Annotated in this window: 15 protein-coding genes and 1 pseudogene; 8 read left to right on the forward strand and 8 right to left on the reverse strand. The window is 77.1% G+C overall.

What is annotated here, in order from left to right; translation table 11 throughout:
• Positions 1 to 34: 34 nt before the first annotated feature.
• Entirely contained in the window at positions 35 to 1,441 is a 1,407-nt protein-coding gene (locus tag BJ968_RS24570; protein ID WP_179752014.1) for an ATP-binding protein, read from the reverse strand.
• A gap of 3 nt (positions 1,442 to 1,444) precedes the next feature.
• Complete coding sequence (locus tag BJ968_RS11730) at positions 1,445 to 2,191, reverse strand: winged helix-turn-helix domain-containing protein (RefSeq protein ID WP_179752016.1); 747 nt, start codon at positions 2,189 to 2,191, stop codon at positions 1,445 to 1,447.
• 181 nt (positions 2,192 to 2,372) lie between these two features.
• Between BJ968_RS11730 and BJ968_RS24575 the strand changes: the two genes are divergently transcribed.
• A complete protein-coding gene (locus BJ968_RS24575) occupies positions 2,373 to 3,266 on the forward strand; it encodes a DUF5666 domain-containing protein (RefSeq protein ID WP_179752018.1) in 894 nt (297 codons plus the stop codon).
• A 61-nt stretch (positions 3,267 to 3,327) separates the two neighbouring features.
• On the opposite strand, the gene BJ968_RS11740 is transcribed toward BJ968_RS24575, so the two are convergent.
• Both BJ968_RS11740 and BJ968_RS11745 read right to left on the reverse strand, forming a co-directional pair.
• On the reverse strand, positions 3,328 to 3,975 hold the full coding sequence (locus BJ968_RS11740) for a PilZ domain-containing protein (protein WP_179752020.1): 648 nt from the start codon (positions 3,973 to 3,975) through the stop codon (positions 3,328 to 3,330).
• A gap of 129 nt (positions 3,976 to 4,104) precedes the next feature.
• Positions 4,105 to 4,713 (reverse strand): VOC family protein, encoded by a 609-nt coding sequence (locus BJ968_RS11745; RefSeq protein WP_179752022.1) that lies wholly within the window; start codon positions 4,711 to 4,713, stop codon positions 4,105 to 4,107.
• Between the two features lie 17 nt (positions 4,714 to 4,730).
• Between BJ968_RS11745 and BJ968_RS23765 the strand changes: the two genes are divergently transcribed.
• Positions 4,731 to 5,309, forward strand: coding sequence for a hypothetical protein (locus BJ968_RS23765; RefSeq protein ID WP_218885012.1), 579 nt, complete (start codon positions 4,731 to 4,733; stop codon positions 5,307 to 5,309).
• Here the strand turns inward: BJ968_RS23765 and BJ968_RS23770 are convergent.
• Positions 5,305 to 5,724: pseudogene (locus BJ968_RS23770) on the reverse strand (ChaB family protein); the annotation flags it as partial. The gene BJ968_RS23765 and the pseudogene BJ968_RS23770 overlap by 5 nt on opposite strands.
• Positions 5,725 to 5,751: 27 nt before the next feature.
• On the reverse strand, positions 5,752 to 7,287 hold the full coding sequence (locus BJ968_RS11755) for an MFS transporter (RefSeq protein WP_179752027.1): 1,536 nt from the start codon (positions 7,285 to 7,287) through the stop codon (positions 5,752 to 5,754).
• Positions 7,288 to 7,365: 78 nt separating this feature from the next.
• On the opposite strand from BJ968_RS11755, the gene BJ968_RS11760 reads away from it, so the two are divergent.
• Both BJ968_RS11760 and BJ968_RS11765 read left to right on the forward strand, forming a co-directional pair.
• A complete protein-coding gene (locus BJ968_RS11760; protein ID WP_179752029.1) occupies positions 7,366 to 7,953 on the forward strand; it encodes a TetR family transcriptional regulator in 588 nt (195 codons plus the stop codon).
• A gap of 89 nt (positions 7,954 to 8,042) precedes the next feature.
• Complete coding sequence (locus BJ968_RS11765; RefSeq protein ID WP_179752031.1) at positions 8,043 to 9,278, forward strand: diguanylate cyclase domain-containing protein; 1,236 nt, start codon at positions 8,043 to 8,045, stop codon at positions 9,276 to 9,278.
• A 12-nt stretch (positions 9,279 to 9,290) separates the two neighbouring features.
• Here BJ968_RS11765 and BJ968_RS11770 read toward each other — a convergent pair whose 3' ends face one another.
• The gene (locus tag BJ968_RS11770) at positions 9,291 to 11,111 is read right to left on the reverse strand and encodes an ABC transporter ATP-binding protein (protein WP_425491491.1); all 1,821 of its coding nucleotides are present in this window, start codon (positions 11,109 to 11,111) and stop codon (positions 9,291 to 9,293) included.
• Between the two features lie 70 nt (positions 11,112 to 11,181).
• Here BJ968_RS11770 and BJ968_RS11775 point away from each other — a divergent pair, with 70 nt between their 5' ends.
• From BJ968_RS11775 to BJ968_RS11790, 4 genes are read left to right on the forward strand one after another with little or no spacing between them, the layout of a single operon-like run.
• The gene (locus tag BJ968_RS11775) at positions 11,182 to 11,634 is read left to right on the forward strand and encodes a MarR family transcriptional regulator (protein WP_179752033.1); all 453 of its coding nucleotides are present in this window, start codon (positions 11,182 to 11,184) and stop codon (positions 11,632 to 11,634) included.
• 52 nt (positions 11,635 to 11,686) lie between these two features.
• The gene (locus BJ968_RS11780) at positions 11,687 to 13,735 is read left to right on the forward strand and encodes a SpoIIE family protein phosphatase (protein ID WP_179752035.1); all 2,049 of its coding nucleotides are present in this window, start codon (positions 11,687 to 11,689) and stop codon (positions 13,733 to 13,735) included.
• A gap of 26 nt (positions 13,736 to 13,761) precedes the next feature.
• A complete protein-coding gene (locus tag BJ968_RS11785; RefSeq protein WP_179748105.1) occupies positions 13,762 to 14,220 on the forward strand; it encodes a hypothetical protein in 459 nt (152 codons plus the stop codon).
• A complete protein-coding gene (locus BJ968_RS11790; protein WP_343077978.1) occupies positions 14,217 to 15,062 on the forward strand; it encodes a hypothetical protein in 846 nt (281 codons plus the stop codon). The genes BJ968_RS11785 and BJ968_RS11790 overlap by 4 nt, the downstream gene beginning before the upstream one ends.
• A 36-nt stretch (positions 15,063 to 15,098) precedes the next feature.
• Here BJ968_RS11790 and BJ968_RS27160 read toward each other — a convergent pair whose 3' ends face one another.
• A complete protein-coding gene (locus BJ968_RS27160) occupies positions 15,099 to 15,200 on the reverse strand; it encodes a type II toxin-antitoxin system VapC family toxin (RefSeq protein WP_425491492.1) in 102 nt (33 codons plus the stop codon).
• Positions 15,201 to 15,210 lie beyond the last annotated feature (10 nt).

A 15,210-nucleotide genomic window follows, 5' to 3' on the forward strand; every position in this document is an offset into this window, starting at 1 on the left:
GGAGTCGGCCCCCCGGGAGTCGGCCCCCCGGGAGTCAGGCCCGCGGGAGCGTCAGCACGAGGACGGCCCCGCCGGGCAGGTCCGGCGGCAGGTCCGGGTCGGCCGGGTCCACGCACCGCAGGTCCCCGCCGCCGGACCGGGCCAGCCCGCGCGAGATCGACAGGCCCAGCCCCGCGCCGCCGTCGCCCGCGCGCGCGGGGTCCAGCCGCACGAGGCGGTCGAAGACGCGCTCGCGGTCGGCCACCGCGATGCCCGGTCCGCCGTCGGCGACGACGACGCGCCCCCACCCGGCCGACCGGTCCACGGTGACGACGACGGGCCCGGCGGGTGCGGCCCGCCACGCGTTGGACAGCAGGTTCACCAGGACCCGGCGCACGTGGTCGGGGTCGGCGACGACCTCGACCGCACCGTCGGCCCCGTCGGCCGCGCCGTCGGCTGAGGGGGTCCGCACGCTCACGCCCCGCCCGAGGGGGCCGGCCTCCCCGACCGCGGCGCGGACCAGCGGGGCCAGGCCGGTGCGGACGGTCCGGGGCTGCAGCTCCTCCAGCCGCGACACCGACAGCAGGTCCGTCACGAGCTGGGCCGCCCGCCGCGCCTCCCGCACGATGCGGACCGCGGCCTCCTCGCGCCGGCGCCGGTCCGGCCCCTCGCCGGTGTCCAGCAGCAGCCGCTCGGCCGCCGCGGTGACCGCGGCCAGCGGGGTCCGCAGGTCGTGGGCGACGTCGGACAGGAAGCGCTGCATCCGGTCCCGCGAGCGCGTGGCCCGCTCCTCGGCCCCCTCCAGGGAGTCGATCATGCGGTCGAAGGCGGCCGCCGTGCGGCCCAGCTCGGTGTCCGCGCGGTCCGGGTCCAGCCGCCGGCCGCGGTCGCCGTCGGCGATCGAGCGGGCCGTGGCCGTCATGGTGTCCAGCGGCGCCAGGGCCCGGCCCAGCAGCACCCACGACGCCACGACGGCCAGGAGCAGACCCGTGAGCGCCCCGAGCAGCATCGAGCGGCGGAACTGGGCGAGGGCGTCCTCGACGGGGCGCAGCGACGTCGTCAGGACGAGGACCCGGTCGCCGGCGAGGGTCCGCCGCGTGCGCAGCAGCTCCCCGTCCTGCACCACGGCGGCCCCCGGCCCGGCCGCGGGAGCCCGCCCCGGACCGCCCGCGGGTCCGGGGGGCCCGCCCGCCGGACCGGGGGTGCCGACGACCGTGCCGTCCCCGCTCTCCAGCTCGGCCCGCGCCCCCGCGGTCGCGAGCCGGTCCACGAGCGTCTGGTCGTCGACCGTGCCGTCGAGCTGCACGCCCAGCTCGGCGAGGGAGGACAACCGCGCGCGGGCGTCGCCGCGCAGCCGCGAGCCCAGGTCGGCGTCGACGAACACCCCGACGGCGAGCAGCAGCGCCGCCAGGACCGCCGTCGCGACGGCGACCACCCGGCGGCGCAGAGAGACCGTGCGCACCGCTCAGCCGTCCCCGTCCCCGTCCCCGTCCCCGTGGCCGCCGGCGCTCGCGGTGGGGCTCGCGGTGGGGCTCGCGGTGGGGACCCGCAGCACGTAGCCGAGCCCGCGGACGGTGTGCACGAGCCGGGGCCCGTGCTCCTCCAGCTTGCGGCGCAGGGCGCTGACGTGGACCTCGACGAGGTTCTGGTCGTAGTGCTCGTACCCCCACACCTGCGTCAGCAGCTGCAGCTTGGACAGGGTCCGCCCGCGGTGGCGGACGAGCTGGGCCAGCAGCCGGAACTCCGTCGCGGTGAGGTCCAGCGCGACCCCGCCGCGCAGGGCGAGGGACGCGGACTCGTCGACGACGAGGTCGGCCACCTCCACGACCTGCGGCGTCCGGCCGGACCGGCGCAGCACGGCGCGCAGCCGCACGAGCAGCTCCTCGACGGCGAACGGCTTGACGACGTAGTCGTCGGCGCCCGCGGCGAAGCCGGACAGCCGGTCGTCGACGTCGTCGCGGGCCGTCACGAAGACGACGGGCACGTCGCGCGGCACGCAGACCCGCCGGGCCAGGGACGTGCCGTCCTCGCCGGGCAGCATGACGTCGAGGACGGCGATGTCGGGACGGAAGCGCTCGACGACCTCGTCCAGGTCGCGGCCGTCGGGGCGGGCGCGGACGACCATCCCGGTGCCGGTGAGCGCCTCGGCGACGGACTCGGCGATGAGCGGGTCGTCCTCGACGAGGAGGACCCGGACGGCTGCGGTGGGCACCGCACGAACATCGCAGAGCCGCGGGGGTGCGGCCAGCGCGTGAGCTGAAGGGAACCTGAAGGACGGGGGCCGGGGGCGCCGGCTTCAGGCCGGCTTCAGGTCCGGCCGGTGGTCTGGACGTCGCCGCGGACCCCCAGGTCGCGGCGGGAGCAGTCCCCGGACCGACCCGTGGAGGAGCACCGTGAGCACCACCCGCCCCACCGACCCGACCGACCGCGCCGCACGCCGCAGCGCCAGCGTCCGCCGGTTCGTCCTCGGCGCCGTCGTGGCGACGGCCGCCGGCGGCCTGGCCGCGACGGCCGCCGTCGCGGCGACCGGCGACCCCGGCCCCGGGTCCGCGACGAGCCCGTCCGCCCCGGCGTCGGCCGCGCCCGGCGACGGCACCGCGCCCGCGACCGACGCGCCCGCGCCGTGCGGTCCGGGTGCACCTGGCGCGCCCGGTGACCCCGGTGGTCCCGGCCGCGCCGGCCCGCCGGCCGGCGGGACGGTCACCGCCGTCGAGGGCGACACCCTGACCCTCTCCTCCCCGCGTGGGCAGGAGAGGACCGTCACGCTCACCGACGACACCGTCGTCGTGCTCGACCGGGGCCCCGGCCAGGGCGAGGGGACCGCCGACCGCAGCGCCCTCACCGTGGGCCGGCACGTCCACGTCGAGCTGACCCCGTCGTCCTCGTCCTCCGACGGCGCGACGGCGGCCCGCGTCGTCGTGGAGCCGGTGCGCGCCGACGGGGACGTGACGGCGGTCGACGGGGACTCGCTGACCGTCGCCGGTCCCGACGGCACGACGACCGTCGTGGACGTCGCCGGGGCGCAGGTTCTGCGCGACGGCCGGGACGTGGAGGTCTCCTCGATCGCCGTCGGCGAGCACGTGCACGCCGAGGCCGCGGCGGGGACCGCGGTGGGTGACGACGGGTCCTTCACCGCGACCCGCGTCGAGGTGGGCCACCCCACCCCGCCGGCCGGGGCCCCGACTCCGCCTGAGGGGGCCCCGACCCCGCCCGCCCCGGCAGAGGGGGCCCCGACCCCGGGTGGCGGCACGACGACGCCGGGCAGCGCGCCGACCACCGGCAGCTGACCCGCCCCCACGCGCAGCACCCCCGGACCGCGACGGTCCGGGGGTGCTGGGCGGGCGGGTCTCAGCCCCGGTTCTGCCTGGCCAGCTCCGTGAGCACGCTGCGCTCCAGGGCCTCCGCGGCGCCCTCTTCGAGCTCGACGAACCGCACGACGGCTTCGCCGGAGGTCTCGTCGACGCGCAGGACCTCGCCGCGGGCGTGGACCTCGAGGCCGTCGCCGAGCTCGAGGGCGATCTCGACGTCGGCGTGGGCGGGCATGTCCTGGGCGCCCTCGACGCGCATGCCGGTGCGGGAGTAGTCGACGGTGCGGACGTCGGCGACGCCCTCGGGCATCGTGAGGTGGGCGGGCAGGGACGCGGGGGCGCGGACGGCGCCGCGGCGGGTCTCGGCGGCGAGGAGCATGACGCCGGTGAGGGCGAGCTCGTCGTCGCGGTGGGCCTGGGCGATGGCCTGGAAGACGGCGTGGGGGGTGACGGAGTCGCCCTGCCCGGAGTCGGTGCTGACCCACACGCGCTGGCCGTCGAGGGCCTCGACGGTGGCGGGGGAGGCGCTGACGTGGCTGGTGACGACCAGCCCGGCCGCCCCGGCGGTCCAGGAGCGGACGGTGCCGGTGTGCCAGGCGCCGTTCCCCCCGGCGGTCGGCATGAGGGTCACCGTGGTGTCGACCGCGGGCCCTTCGGTCATGAGCGTGCCGCTCTGCGCCGCGTCCATGAGGTTCCCCCTGTGTCAGTCAAAGCGTGATCAGTTGGACACGCTACGTGACTACAGGGGTCGGTTCCACCTGAACGGGACTACTGACCGGTATTCTGGCCTCACCGTCAGTCACACCCGTCCCCTCCGTCACTCCGTGCGCAGCGGACCCGTCTCCGGGGGCGGCGGGGGGTTCTCCTCCCACGCCGTGCGCAGCAGCTCCTCCAGGTGGGCGGGGTCGGCCGTCACCAGGTCCACCGTCGTGATCCCTTCGGCGCGCACCTCCGCCCGGTCCCCGGCGACCCGGGCCAGCCAGGGGCCGCCCACCCGCCGGAACCCCGTCCAGCCGTCCTCGGCCAGCTCCACGACGTCCGGCAGCGCCAGGGCCAGCGAACGCAGGTCCTGGACCCGCGCCGGGGCCGCCGGGCCCTCGACGACCAGCTCGTACCCCGCGGGCGTCACCAGCCGCAGGGTCCACTCCCCCGAGGGCTGCTCGTGCGGTTCCTCCCGCACGACGATCCCCGCGGCCAGCGCCACGGCCAGGACGGCCGGCACGTCGTCGACCTCCAGCTGCCAGGACAGCCCCGGCGGCGGCACGTCCACCGCGGCCCGGCGCAGCCCGAACAGGACGCGGTCGCGCTCCAGGGCGGCGAAGTCGCCCTCGCGGTGCTGCACGTGGAACGACAGCCCCTCGTAGAAGGCGACCTCCGCGTCGAGGTCGTGGACGGGCAGCACCGGCAGCGCGCGCAGGAACTCCATCGGGTTAGCGTCCTCCTGTGCTGTCGGTCCCCGCCCTCCTCACCGGTCGCCGCCGCGCCGCGCCCGCCGCCGACCCCGTGCTGCGCGCCTACCTCAACGAGCAGCTCGCCGCCGCGACGGGCCTCGGTGAGCAGCTGCGGCGCGCGTCCACCCTGGAGGTCCTGCTGCCCGAGCGCACGACGCTGCTGCGCGTGCGCCGCGAGGTCGCCGCCGACCGCGCCGCCCTGCGCACCGCGATGCGCCGGCTGGGGGCGTCCACCGACTGGGCCGTCGTCGGGGTGAGCTGGCTGTCCGCCCACGCCGCCCGCCTCACCCCGCTGCTGCACCGGCTGCCGGTCGTCGACCGCGTCGCGGGCGCGCTGCCGGCCCCCCACCCCACGCGCGAGGCCGTCGTGGAGGGGCTCATCGCCCTCGAGGACGTCCTCGGCGGGCTGCACCGGCGCGCCGTCGCGGCCGGTCTGCTCGGTGAGCTGGTCGCCGCCGAGCGCGCCGAGTGGGCCGCGGGCGTGCGGGGGCTGGCGGCCCGGGCCCGGGCCCAGCGCGACGAGGTGGAGGCCGCGCACCGCCGCTGCGCGCAGCCGCTGCTCCGGACCTAGCGCTGCGGGTCGCGGAGTCGTTGGCCTTGCGCAGCGCCTCGACCAGCTCCGCCTTCGTCATCGACGAGCGCCCCCGCACGTCCAGCTCGCGCGCGAGCTGGAGCAGGTGCTCCTTGGTGGCGTGCTCGTCGACGCCGCCGGAGGACCGGCGGTGGGTGTCGCGACCGCCCTCGGACTGGGGGTCCGAGGGGCCCTTGCGGCCGCCCTCCTTGGGCTGCCAGTGGTCGCCGACCTTCTCGTGGGTGTGCTTGACGGCGCCCCACGCGACGCGGTTGGCGCGCTCGGCGTCGTCGTACTGCTCCTCGGCCGCGTCGTGGGCCTTCGCGAACGTCCGCTGGGCCTTGGCGTCCGAGCGCCGCAGCGTGCTCGGCAGCTCGTCCTGGACGGGTTCCCCGCCCTTCGAGGTCTTCGGCACCGTGGTCTCCTCCCGACCCCGCCGACGTTAGGCCCGCACGGCCCCCGGCACACCCCGGGGCCGCAGCGAGCGCCACACGAGCAGCGCGGCCGCGGCGGTCAGGACGAGCCCGGCCGCGGCGGTCGCGTCGAGGCCGTGGGTGAAGGCCGCGCGGGCGGAGTCGAGCAGCGCCTGGCCGTCGGGGCGGGTGGCGGCGACCTGCACGGCGGCGCCGAGGGTCTCGCGGGCCTGCTCGGCCCCGGCGGGGACGTCGACCCGGTGGCGGTAGACGGCGTTCAGGACGCTGCCCAGGACGGTGGTGCCGAGCACGGCGCCGACCTCGTAGGCGGTCTCGGAGATCGCCGAGGCGGCGCCGGTGCGGGAGGCGGGGGCGGCGGACAGGATGGCGTCGTTGGTGAGGGTCTCGGCCAGCCCGGCGCCGGCGCAGAGCACGGCGAAGGCGACGGCCAGCTGCACGGCCGGGCCGGTGCCGGTGCCGGACCCGAGCAGGGCCATGACGGCGTACCCGGCGCTGCCGAGCAGCAGGCCCGCGGTGATGAGCAGGTCCAGCCGCAGGCGGCGGGCCAGCCGGGCCGCGAGGAGGCCGGCGGCGAAGGTGACGACGGCCCCGGGCAGGAGCAGCAGCCCGGCGTGCAGGGGCCGCAGCCCGAGGACGAGCTGGAGGTGCTGGGAGACGGCGAAGAGCATGCCCGTCATCCCGCAGACGCTCATGAGGTTGGCGAGCACGGAGGCGCGGAAGACGGGCAGCCGGAACAGGTCGACGTCCAGCAGCGGCTCGGCCAGCCGCTGCTGGCGGCGCACGAAGACGACGGCGAGGGCGACGCCCAGGGCGGTGGCGGACACCGGCACGAGGGTGGGCCCGTGCTCGGCGAGGGTCTTGACCCCGTAGACGAGGGACGTCAGGGCCAGGACGGAGACGGCGACGCTGGTCAGGTCGAGCCGGCCGTGCGTGCCGGGGGTGCGGTGCTCGCGCACGACGAGGGGCGTCAGGACCAGCAGGGCGACCATGAAGGGCACGTTGAGCAGGAAGACCGAGCCCCACCAGAACCGCTCGAGCAGCCAGCCGCCGACGATGGGGCCCACGGCGCCGCCGGCGGCGAACCCGCCGGCCCACACGGCGAAGGCGGTGCGGCGCTGCTCGCGGTCGGTGAAGGTGCTGCGCAGCAAGGACAGCGTCGAGGGCATGAGGGTGGCGCCGAAGACGCCGAGGGCGACGCGGGCGGCGATGAGGGCCGTCGCGGAGTCGGCGAAGGCGGCGAGGAGCGAGACGACCCCGAACCCGGCGGAGCCGGCGAGCAGCAGCTTCCGCGCGCCGTGGCGGTCACCGAGGGTGCCCATCGTGACGAGCAGGCCGGCGATGGCCAGGGAGTAGCCGTCGACGATCCACAGCAGCTGGGTGCCGGTGGGGGAGACGGCCTCGCTGATGGCGGGCAGCGCGAAGCTCAGCACGGTCATGTCGATCGAGATGAGCAGCACGGGGAGCACGAGCACGGCGAGCGCGGCCCACTGGCGGGAGGTGGGGCGGGTCGGGACGGGGGTCGGCTGGGTGGTCGAGAGGGTCATGGGTCTCGTTCCTCGGTGAGCGGTCACCTCCACTGTACCGTCCGGACGGTGCAGTTGGCGACTGGTTACCCTTCCCGCGTGCCCCGGGACCCCGCCGCCACGCGCGACCGCCTCGTCGACGCCTTCGCCGGCCTCGTGGTGACCACGGGCGCCCGCTCGGCGACCCTCGAAGCCGTCGCCGCCCGCGCCGGCGTCTCCAAGGGCGGCCTGCTCTACCACTTCGCCTCCAAGGACGCCCTCGTCGACGGCCTCCTGGCCCGCCTGGAACGGCTCGCCGCCGAGGACCTCGAGCACATGCGCACCGCCCCCGAGGGCCCGGCGGAGTTCTACGTCCGCACCTCCGCGCTCGAGGCGGTCTCCCTGTTCGCCGACAGCCCCGACCTGCTGTCCAACGCCCTCATCGCCACCCTCCGGCTGGCCCAGGAGGGGGAGGCGCGCGCGTCGGCGGCGTACGCGGCCGTCAACGGCGCCTGGCGGGAGCTGCTCACCGAGCAGGTCGGCGGCGACCGCTCCCTGGCCCGGATCATCCAGCTCGTCGGCGACGGGCTGTGGGTCTCGGCGTCGATGGACCTGCCCGTGGAGGACCTCGACGACATCCTCGAGCAGGTCCGCCGCCTGGTCGACGTGTCGACCCGGTCCAGCCGCCACGCCGCGTCCGACGGCTGATCCACCCGTTCGGCCCCTCGGGTCGGCACCGCACGCCGCCGACGTACCCGGGACGGCCCCGACGGGGGGCCCGGGGGAGAGGTGGCGCGGTGCGGCTGGACCGGACGGACCCGGCCACGACCCGGCTCCTGGACGGCTTCCCCGACCCGGCCTGGAGCGTCGACGACGCCGGGCGCGCCGTCGCCTGGAACCGCGCGGCCGAGGACGTCCTCGGCCACCGCGCCGGGGACGTCCTGGGCCGCGACCCCGGCGAGCTGCTCGGGCCCGTCCCCACCGCCTCCGGGCCCGTCCGGCTGCGCGACGCGCAGGGCCGGCCCGTGCCGGGGTCCGTCCTCGTCTGGACCGCCGAGGGCCTGCGGCACGCGACGCTGCGGGTCGCCGACCCCGACGTCGGCGCCGTGGGCCGCCGCCTCCTGGAGGGCCTGCTCGCCCACGTCAGCGACGCCGTCACCACCCTCGACGCCGACGGGACCGTGCGGTCGCTGAACCGGGCCGCCGAGCAGGTCTTCGGCGTCCGCGCCGCCGACGTCGTCGGCCACCACGTGCGGGTGCTGACCCGGTTCGAGGACACCGACGACTACCTGCTGGCCATGGGCCGGGCGCTGCGGTCGGGGGAGGCGTGGCACGGGGTCGAGGTGCACCTGAGGACCCTCGCCGGCCGCCCCCTCGTCCTGCACACCTCCGCGACCGCCCTGTCCACCCCCGGCGGCGGGTACGCCGGGGCGGTCGTCGTCAGCCGCGACGTGACCCCGGTGCGCGAGCTGGAGCGGTCGCTGCGCGCGGCCACGAGCGCGCTGCGCGAGCGCGCCACCGAGCTCGCCCGCTCCACCCGCAGCGACGCCCTGACCGGTGTGGCGGCCCGCGGCCTGCTGCAGGAGCGGCTGGCCGCGGCGCTGTCGGCGGCCGCCGGGGACGCGGGGACCGTGTGCGTGCTGGCCGCCGACCTGGAGGGCTTCCGCGCCGTCAACGAGTCCTACGGCCTGGCCACGGGTGACGCCGTCCTCACCGCCTTCGCCGCCCACCTGCGCTCGGTGCTGCCGCCGGGGGCCACCGCGGGCCGGCTGGGCGCCGACGAGTTCGCCGTCGTCCTGCCCGGGACCGGTGAGCCCGAGGCGGCCGCCGTGGCCCGCGCCGTGCGGGACTGGACCCCGCCCGCGCCGCTGCCCTCCCGGGGCCGGCGCCCCGACGACCCCGACGTCGGCGTCACCGTCGCGCTCGTGCGCGCCACGGCGGCGGAGTGCCGCTCACCGTTCGACACCGGGGTCCGCTCGGTGCTGCAGCGCGCCGAGGACGCCGTGGCCGCGGGCAAGGGCGCGCGCGGCTGACCCCGCGGGGCCCTACTGCGCCAGCTCGGCGCGCGCCTCGTCGGCGGCCACGAGCTCGGCGTAGCGGCCCCCGGCGGCGAGCAGCTCGGCGTGGGTGCCGCGCTCGACGACCCGGCCCCGGTCCAGGACCGCGATCTGGTCGGCCCCGCGGACGGTGGAGAGCCGGTGGGCGATCGTGATGGTCGTCCGGCCGCTGGACAGCTCGGCCAGGGCGTCGGCCATGGCCCGCTCGGTGCGGGTGTCCAGGGCCGAGGTCGCCTCGTCCAGCAGCAGCACGGGCGGGTCGCGCAGCACGGTGCGGGCCAGGGCGATGCGCTGCTTCTCGCCGCCGGAGAACCGGTAGCCCCGTTCCCCGACGACGGTGTCGTAGCCCTGCGGCAGGGCGCTGAGCACGTCGTCGACCTGCGCGATCCGCGCCGCCCGCCGCAGCTCGTCGTCGGTGGCGCCGGGCCGGGCGAACCGCAGGTTGTCGGCGACGGAGGCGTGCAGCAGGAACGTCTCCTGCGTGACGACGCCGACGGCGTCGGACAGCGAGCGCGCGGTCAGGTCGCGCACGTCGACGCCGTCGATCGTCACGGCGCCGGAGTCCACGTCGTACAGCCGGGCCAGCAGGTACCCGAGCGTCGTCTTGCCGGACCCGGTCGCGCCGACGACGGCCAGCGAGGTGCCCGCGGGGACGTCGAGGGTGATGCCCTCGACCGTGGACCGCTCGGCGCCGGGGTAGGAGAACGACACGTCCTGGAACCGGACGTGCCCGGCGGGTGCGGTGAGCGGGCGCGCCCCGGGCCGCTCCTCGACCTCCACGGGCGTGTCGAGGTACTCGAAGACCCGCGTGAACAGGGCCATCGAGGCGTGCAGCCGGACGACGATGCGCAGCAGCGCCCCCAGGGGGCGGAACAGCTGCCCCTGGAGGGTGACGAGGGCGACGAGCGTGCCGATGCTCAGGGCGGTGCCGGTGCCGCGGATCCAGCCGCCGAGCAGGTAGGTCAGGGCCGGGACGGCGGCCATGGTCAGGGTGATGAGCGACCACTGCCAGCGGCCGGCCATCTCCGAGCCCACCTCCAGGCGGGCGACGTCGTCGGACTGGCGGGTGAACCGCTCGACGACCTCGGGGGTGCGCCCGGTGGTGCGGGTCAGCAGGACCCCGGAGATCGACAGGGTCTCCTCGACGGTGGCGGACATGTCGGCGAGCTGCCGCTGGCGCTGGGCGGTGATGCGCCGCCGCAGCCGCCCGACGCGGCGGTTGAGCCACACCGAGAAGGGCAGCACGACGAAGGAGAACAGGGCCAGCCGCCAGTCGAGGGCGAGCATGGCGACGACGGTGACGACGACGGTGGCGAGGTTCTGCACGAGCTCGGCCCCGGTGCTGGTGACGACGGTCTGCATGGCGCCGACGTCGTTGGCGATGCGGGACTGCACCTCGCCGGTGCGGGTGCGGGCGAAGAACCCCAGCGACATGCGCTGCAGGTGCGCGTACAGGGACGTGCGCAGGCCGTGCATGACGGCCTGGCCGACGCGGGTGGTCAGCAGGCCCTGCACGACGTCGAGGACGGTGCTGACGGCGGCGATGCCGATGAGCCCGGCCGCCAGCCACGCCAGCAGGCGCAGGTCCCCGCGGGGCAGGGCGGTGTCGACGACCTCGCGGATGAGGAAGGGGGCCGCGACGCCGGTGACGGCCGAGGCGGCGATGAGGACGGCGACGACGGCGAGGGTGCGCACGTGCGGGCGGAACAGCCGCAGGACGCGCGCGAGCTCGTCGCGCCGGGGGCGGTCCAGGCCGGTCGTGTCGACCTTGCCGGACCGGAAGGGATCGCGTTCGGGGTCACCCCGCACGGGCGCACCTCCAGGGATGGTGTGGTTACCTCACGATGAGGTTACCTCAACGAGCGGTAGGGTGTCACCCGTGGACGACCTGGACGCCGACCTCCTCGAGGTGCTGCGCTCGGTGCAGTGGCGGCTGCGCCGCAACAGCCACGGCGACGCCGGGGACCTGGGCGTCACCCCCGCGCAGGGCCGCGTCCTGCGCGTCGTCGGCCGGTGCGGCACCCCGCCGCGCATGGGGGAGGTGGCCGAGCGCCTGCACATCGCCCCCCGCTCCCTGACCGACCTCGTCGACCCCCTGCAGGACGCCGGCCTGCTGCGCCGCACGCCCGACCCCGGCAACCGCCGCTCGGTCCTGCTCGAGCTCACCCCCCGCGGCGCGTCCGTCCTGGAGGAGCTGCACCAGCGGTCCCGCCGCAGCGCGGCGCGGGCCTTCGCCGTCCTCGCGCCCGAGGAGCGGCGCCACCTGCTCGCCCTGCTGCGCCGGGTCGAGGCGGCCGTCGACGACCCGCCCACCGGGGCCGGTCGCGGCTAGAGTCGGGGGCCGGGACGTTCGCCCAGCAGAACCACCGGGAGGTGCCGAGGACGTGCTCGACCCGGCCCAGGACGCCGAGCGCGTCGGCCTGACCCTCGCCCTGGACGCCGCCGGCCTCGCCCTGTTCGACCACGACCTGCGGACCGGGCGGCTGCACGCCGACGAGCGCCTGGCCGCGCTGTTCGGCCACCCCGCCGACCGCTCCTCCGGCGGGTTCGAGCGCCGGCTGGCCGAGCTGCTCACCCCCGCCGACCTCACCCGGTTCCGGGACGCGGTGACCACCGCGGTGGAGTGCGACGAGCCGTTCCACGTGGAACTGCACCTGCGCGCCGGCGGCGGGGCGCCCGCGTGGGTGGGCGTGCGCGGCCGGGTCCTGCGCGAGGGCGGCGCCCCCGTCCGCGTCGTCGGCGTGGCCTACGACACCACCCGCGACCACGTGCAGGACCTCGCCAGCGCGCTGGAGCTGCTGCCCGCGGCGTACTACGCCCTCGACCCCGAGGGGACCCTGCGCACCCTCAACGCCGAGGCCGAGCGGATCGCGGGCCGCCCGCGCGCGCAGCTGCTGGGCCGGCGCTGGCACGACGTCTTCGACCTCGCCGCCGGCACCGACGCCGACCGCGTCCTGCGCAGCGTCGAGCGCACCGGCCGCGCCGAGACCGTCGAGCTGCTGCACCCCGCGCCGCTGTCGCTGTGGTGCGAGCTGCGCGCCTGGCCCGACGGGGAGGGCACCAGCGTCGTGCTGCTGCCCTCCGGCGCGCGCCGCGACGCCGAGCGGGCCGCCGAGCGCGCCACGACGCAGCTGCAGGTGCTGGCCAGCGTCGGCGCCCACCTGTCCGGCACGCTCGACGCCGAGACGGCCGTCGCCCGGCTGGCCGGGATCCTCGTGCCCGTGCTGGGCGACTGGTGCATCGTCTCGGTCGTCGACGAGCACGCCACCCTGCGCGACGTCGGCTGCCAGCACGCCGACCCCGCCCGCCAGGAGCTGCTGGAGTCCTACCGCTCGCACCGCCTGCGCGCCCTCGTCGCGCACAACCCCGCCGGGCCGCCGTACATCCTGCAGGCCGTGCGCAGCGGCCGTCCCGTGACGCTGCCCGTGCCCGCCGTCGACGCCATCCGGCAGGTCCTCGACCCCGGCCCGGCCGCCGACGAGATCACCCGGCTCGACCCCGAGGGCGTCGTCGTCCTGCCGCTGCGGGCCCGCGGCCGCACCGTCGGCCTCGTGACCCTGGCCCGCGACCGCGGCCGCCGCCCCTTCGACGTCGAGGACCTCGCCACCGTCTCCGGGGTCGCCGAGCGCGCCGCCCTCGCCCTCGACAACGCCCGGCTCTACGGCCAGCAGCAGCGGATCGCCGAGGGTCTCCAGCGCGACCTGCTCACCCCGCCCGCCCAGTCCCCGCACTGGCAGACGGCCGTCCGCTACCGGCCCGCCGCGCAGGCCGCCCAGGTCGGCGGCGACTGGTACGACGCCTTCCACCAGCCCGACGGGTCGACGATGCTCGTCATCGGCGACGTCGTCGGCCACGACATCGGGGCCGCGGCGGCCATGGGCCAGCTGCGGAACGTGCTGCGCGGCATCTCCTTCGCCGCCCCCGACGGACCCGCCGGGCTGCTGGGCCGCCTCGACGCCGCGATGGCCGGGCTCGGGCTGAGCACCATGGCCACCGCGCTCGTGGGCCGGCTCGAACCCCAGCCCGACGGGGTGTTCCTGGAGTTCTCCAGCGCCGGCCACCCCGCGCCCGTCCTGCTCCGCGGCACCGGCACCGTCGTCCCGCTCGTCGCGGCCGACCGCCGCCTCGGCCCGGACCTGCTGCTCGGCATCGACCCGGGGACCGAGCGGCACGACGGCGAGCTGCTGCTGCACGAGGGCGACACCCTGCTGTTCCACACCGACGGCCTCGTCGAGCGCCGCGACCAGAGCCTCGACGTGGGGACGGCCCGCCTGCTCGACGCCGTCTCCCGGCACGCCGCCCTGGGGCTGGAGGAGCTGTGCGACGCCGTCCTCGACGACCTGCTGCCCGAGCACCCCGAGGACGACGTGGCCCTCGTCGCGGTGCGCGTCGGCGCGGTGGGCACCGGTGGGGCCGTTCGCCCCCGCAGCTGACCCCCCGTGGGCGAGAATCACCGCCTGTGAGCACCACGAGCACGGGGGAGCTTCCACCCGGGTCCGTCGCCTGGCGCGTCGCCGCGGTCGGGGTGGGCCTGGCCGTCCTGCTCGGCGGCCAGCTCGCCGACACCAACGACTGGTTCCCGCTGGGGTCGCTGTCCCAGTACGCCACCCCCCGCTCCGCCGACGGCAGCGTCGTCATGACGTCCCTGGAGGGGACCACCGTCGACGGCGAGGTCGTCCAGGTGCCCCTGAGCCCCCGCTCGATCGGGATGTCCCGCGCCGAGGTCGAGAGCCAGGGGCAGCGGATCGTCGCCGACCCGCAGCTGCTCGGCGTCCTGGCCCGCTCCCGCCAGCAGCTGCACCCCGGCGCCGCCCCGCTGCGCGAGCTGCGCCTGGTCCGCAGCGAGCACCAGCTGCACGACGCCCGCGTCGTCGGCCCCGCCGCCGTGCGCGTCCTCGCCACCTGGACCGCCCCGTGAGGGGCGTCGGCGCGTTCCTGGTCCCCGCCCTGCCGCGGGCCCGCGTCGCCTGGCTGCGCCTGCTGCTGGGCTGCTTCGCCGTCGTGGACGCGCTGCTGATCACCGACCACGTGTTCTCGCACGTCCACGTCGGCGCGTTCTGGCGGCCCACCCTCGTCGGCCGCCTCCTGCACCTGCCGCCGCCCACCACCGCGACCGCCGCCCTGGCCCTGGCGGCGATGGTCCTCGGGGTCGTCCTCACCGCCCCCCGCCGCACCCGCCACCTCGCGGGCTGGTTCAGCTCCGCCGGGTACCTGGTGTGGACGGGCTGGTCCATGGGCTTCGGCTACGTCGCCCACGACCACATGGCCGTCGTCGTCGCCATGGTCGTCCTGCTCACCGCCGGCCGCGCCGACTTCGACGACCCGACCCCCTCCCGCGCGGCGGGCTGGGCGCTGCGCTGCGTCCAGATCGCCACCGTGGCCACCTACGCCGGGTCCGCGGTCAGCAAGTGGGTCCGCTCCGGCACCCCCTGGGACTGGGCCAACGGCGCCGTCACCGTCTGGGCCGTCACCCGCCGCGGCTCCGGCCTCGGCGACCAGGTCGGCCGGTTCCCCGCCTTCCTCGTCGCCGTCCAGTGGGTCGTGCTCGTCTGCGAGTTCTGCGCGCCCGTCGCGCTGTGGCTCAAGGGCCGGTGGCTGGCGTGCGCCGTCGGCGCCGCGCTGCTCTTCCACCTCTCGACGTACCTGACCCTCGGCATCCACTTCCTGCCGACCGTCGTGTGCTGGGCGGCGTTCCTGCCGCTGGAGCGGCTCGGCGCGCGCACCCCGCGCCGCCGCCGTGCCGAGCTCGTCCCCGCCTGAGCGCAGCGGCCCCCCCGATCGCGGCGCGGCGGCGCGTCAGGGGCTCCTCAGCTCCAGCAACCCCTCCAGGCCGCGGTAGTCGCCGAGGTGGGAGGTGACGAGCGGGAGGTCGTGCGCCCGCGCGGTCGCCGCGATCACCAGGTCGATC

This window comes from Kineococcus aurantiacus (assembly GCF_013409345.1).
Classification (GTDB): Bacteria; Actinomycetota; Actinomycetes; order Actinomycetales; family Kineococcaceae; genus Kineococcus; species Kineococcus aurantiacus.

Bases quoted from the DNA above. Each gene is read 5' to 3' on its own strand.
- BJ968_RS11745 (WP_179752022.1), bottom strand. From the start codon at position 4,713: ATGGAGTTCCTGCGCGCGCTGCCGGTGCTGCCCGTCCACGACCTCGAC.
- BJ968_RS11740 (WP_179752020.1), bottom strand. From the start codon at position 3,975: ATGGACGCGGCGCAGAGCGGCACGCTCATGACCGAAGGGCCCGCGGTC.
- BJ968_RS11755 (WP_179752027.1), bottom strand. From the start codon at position 7,287: ATGACCCTCTCGACCACCCAGCCGACCCCCGTCCCGACCCGCCCCACC.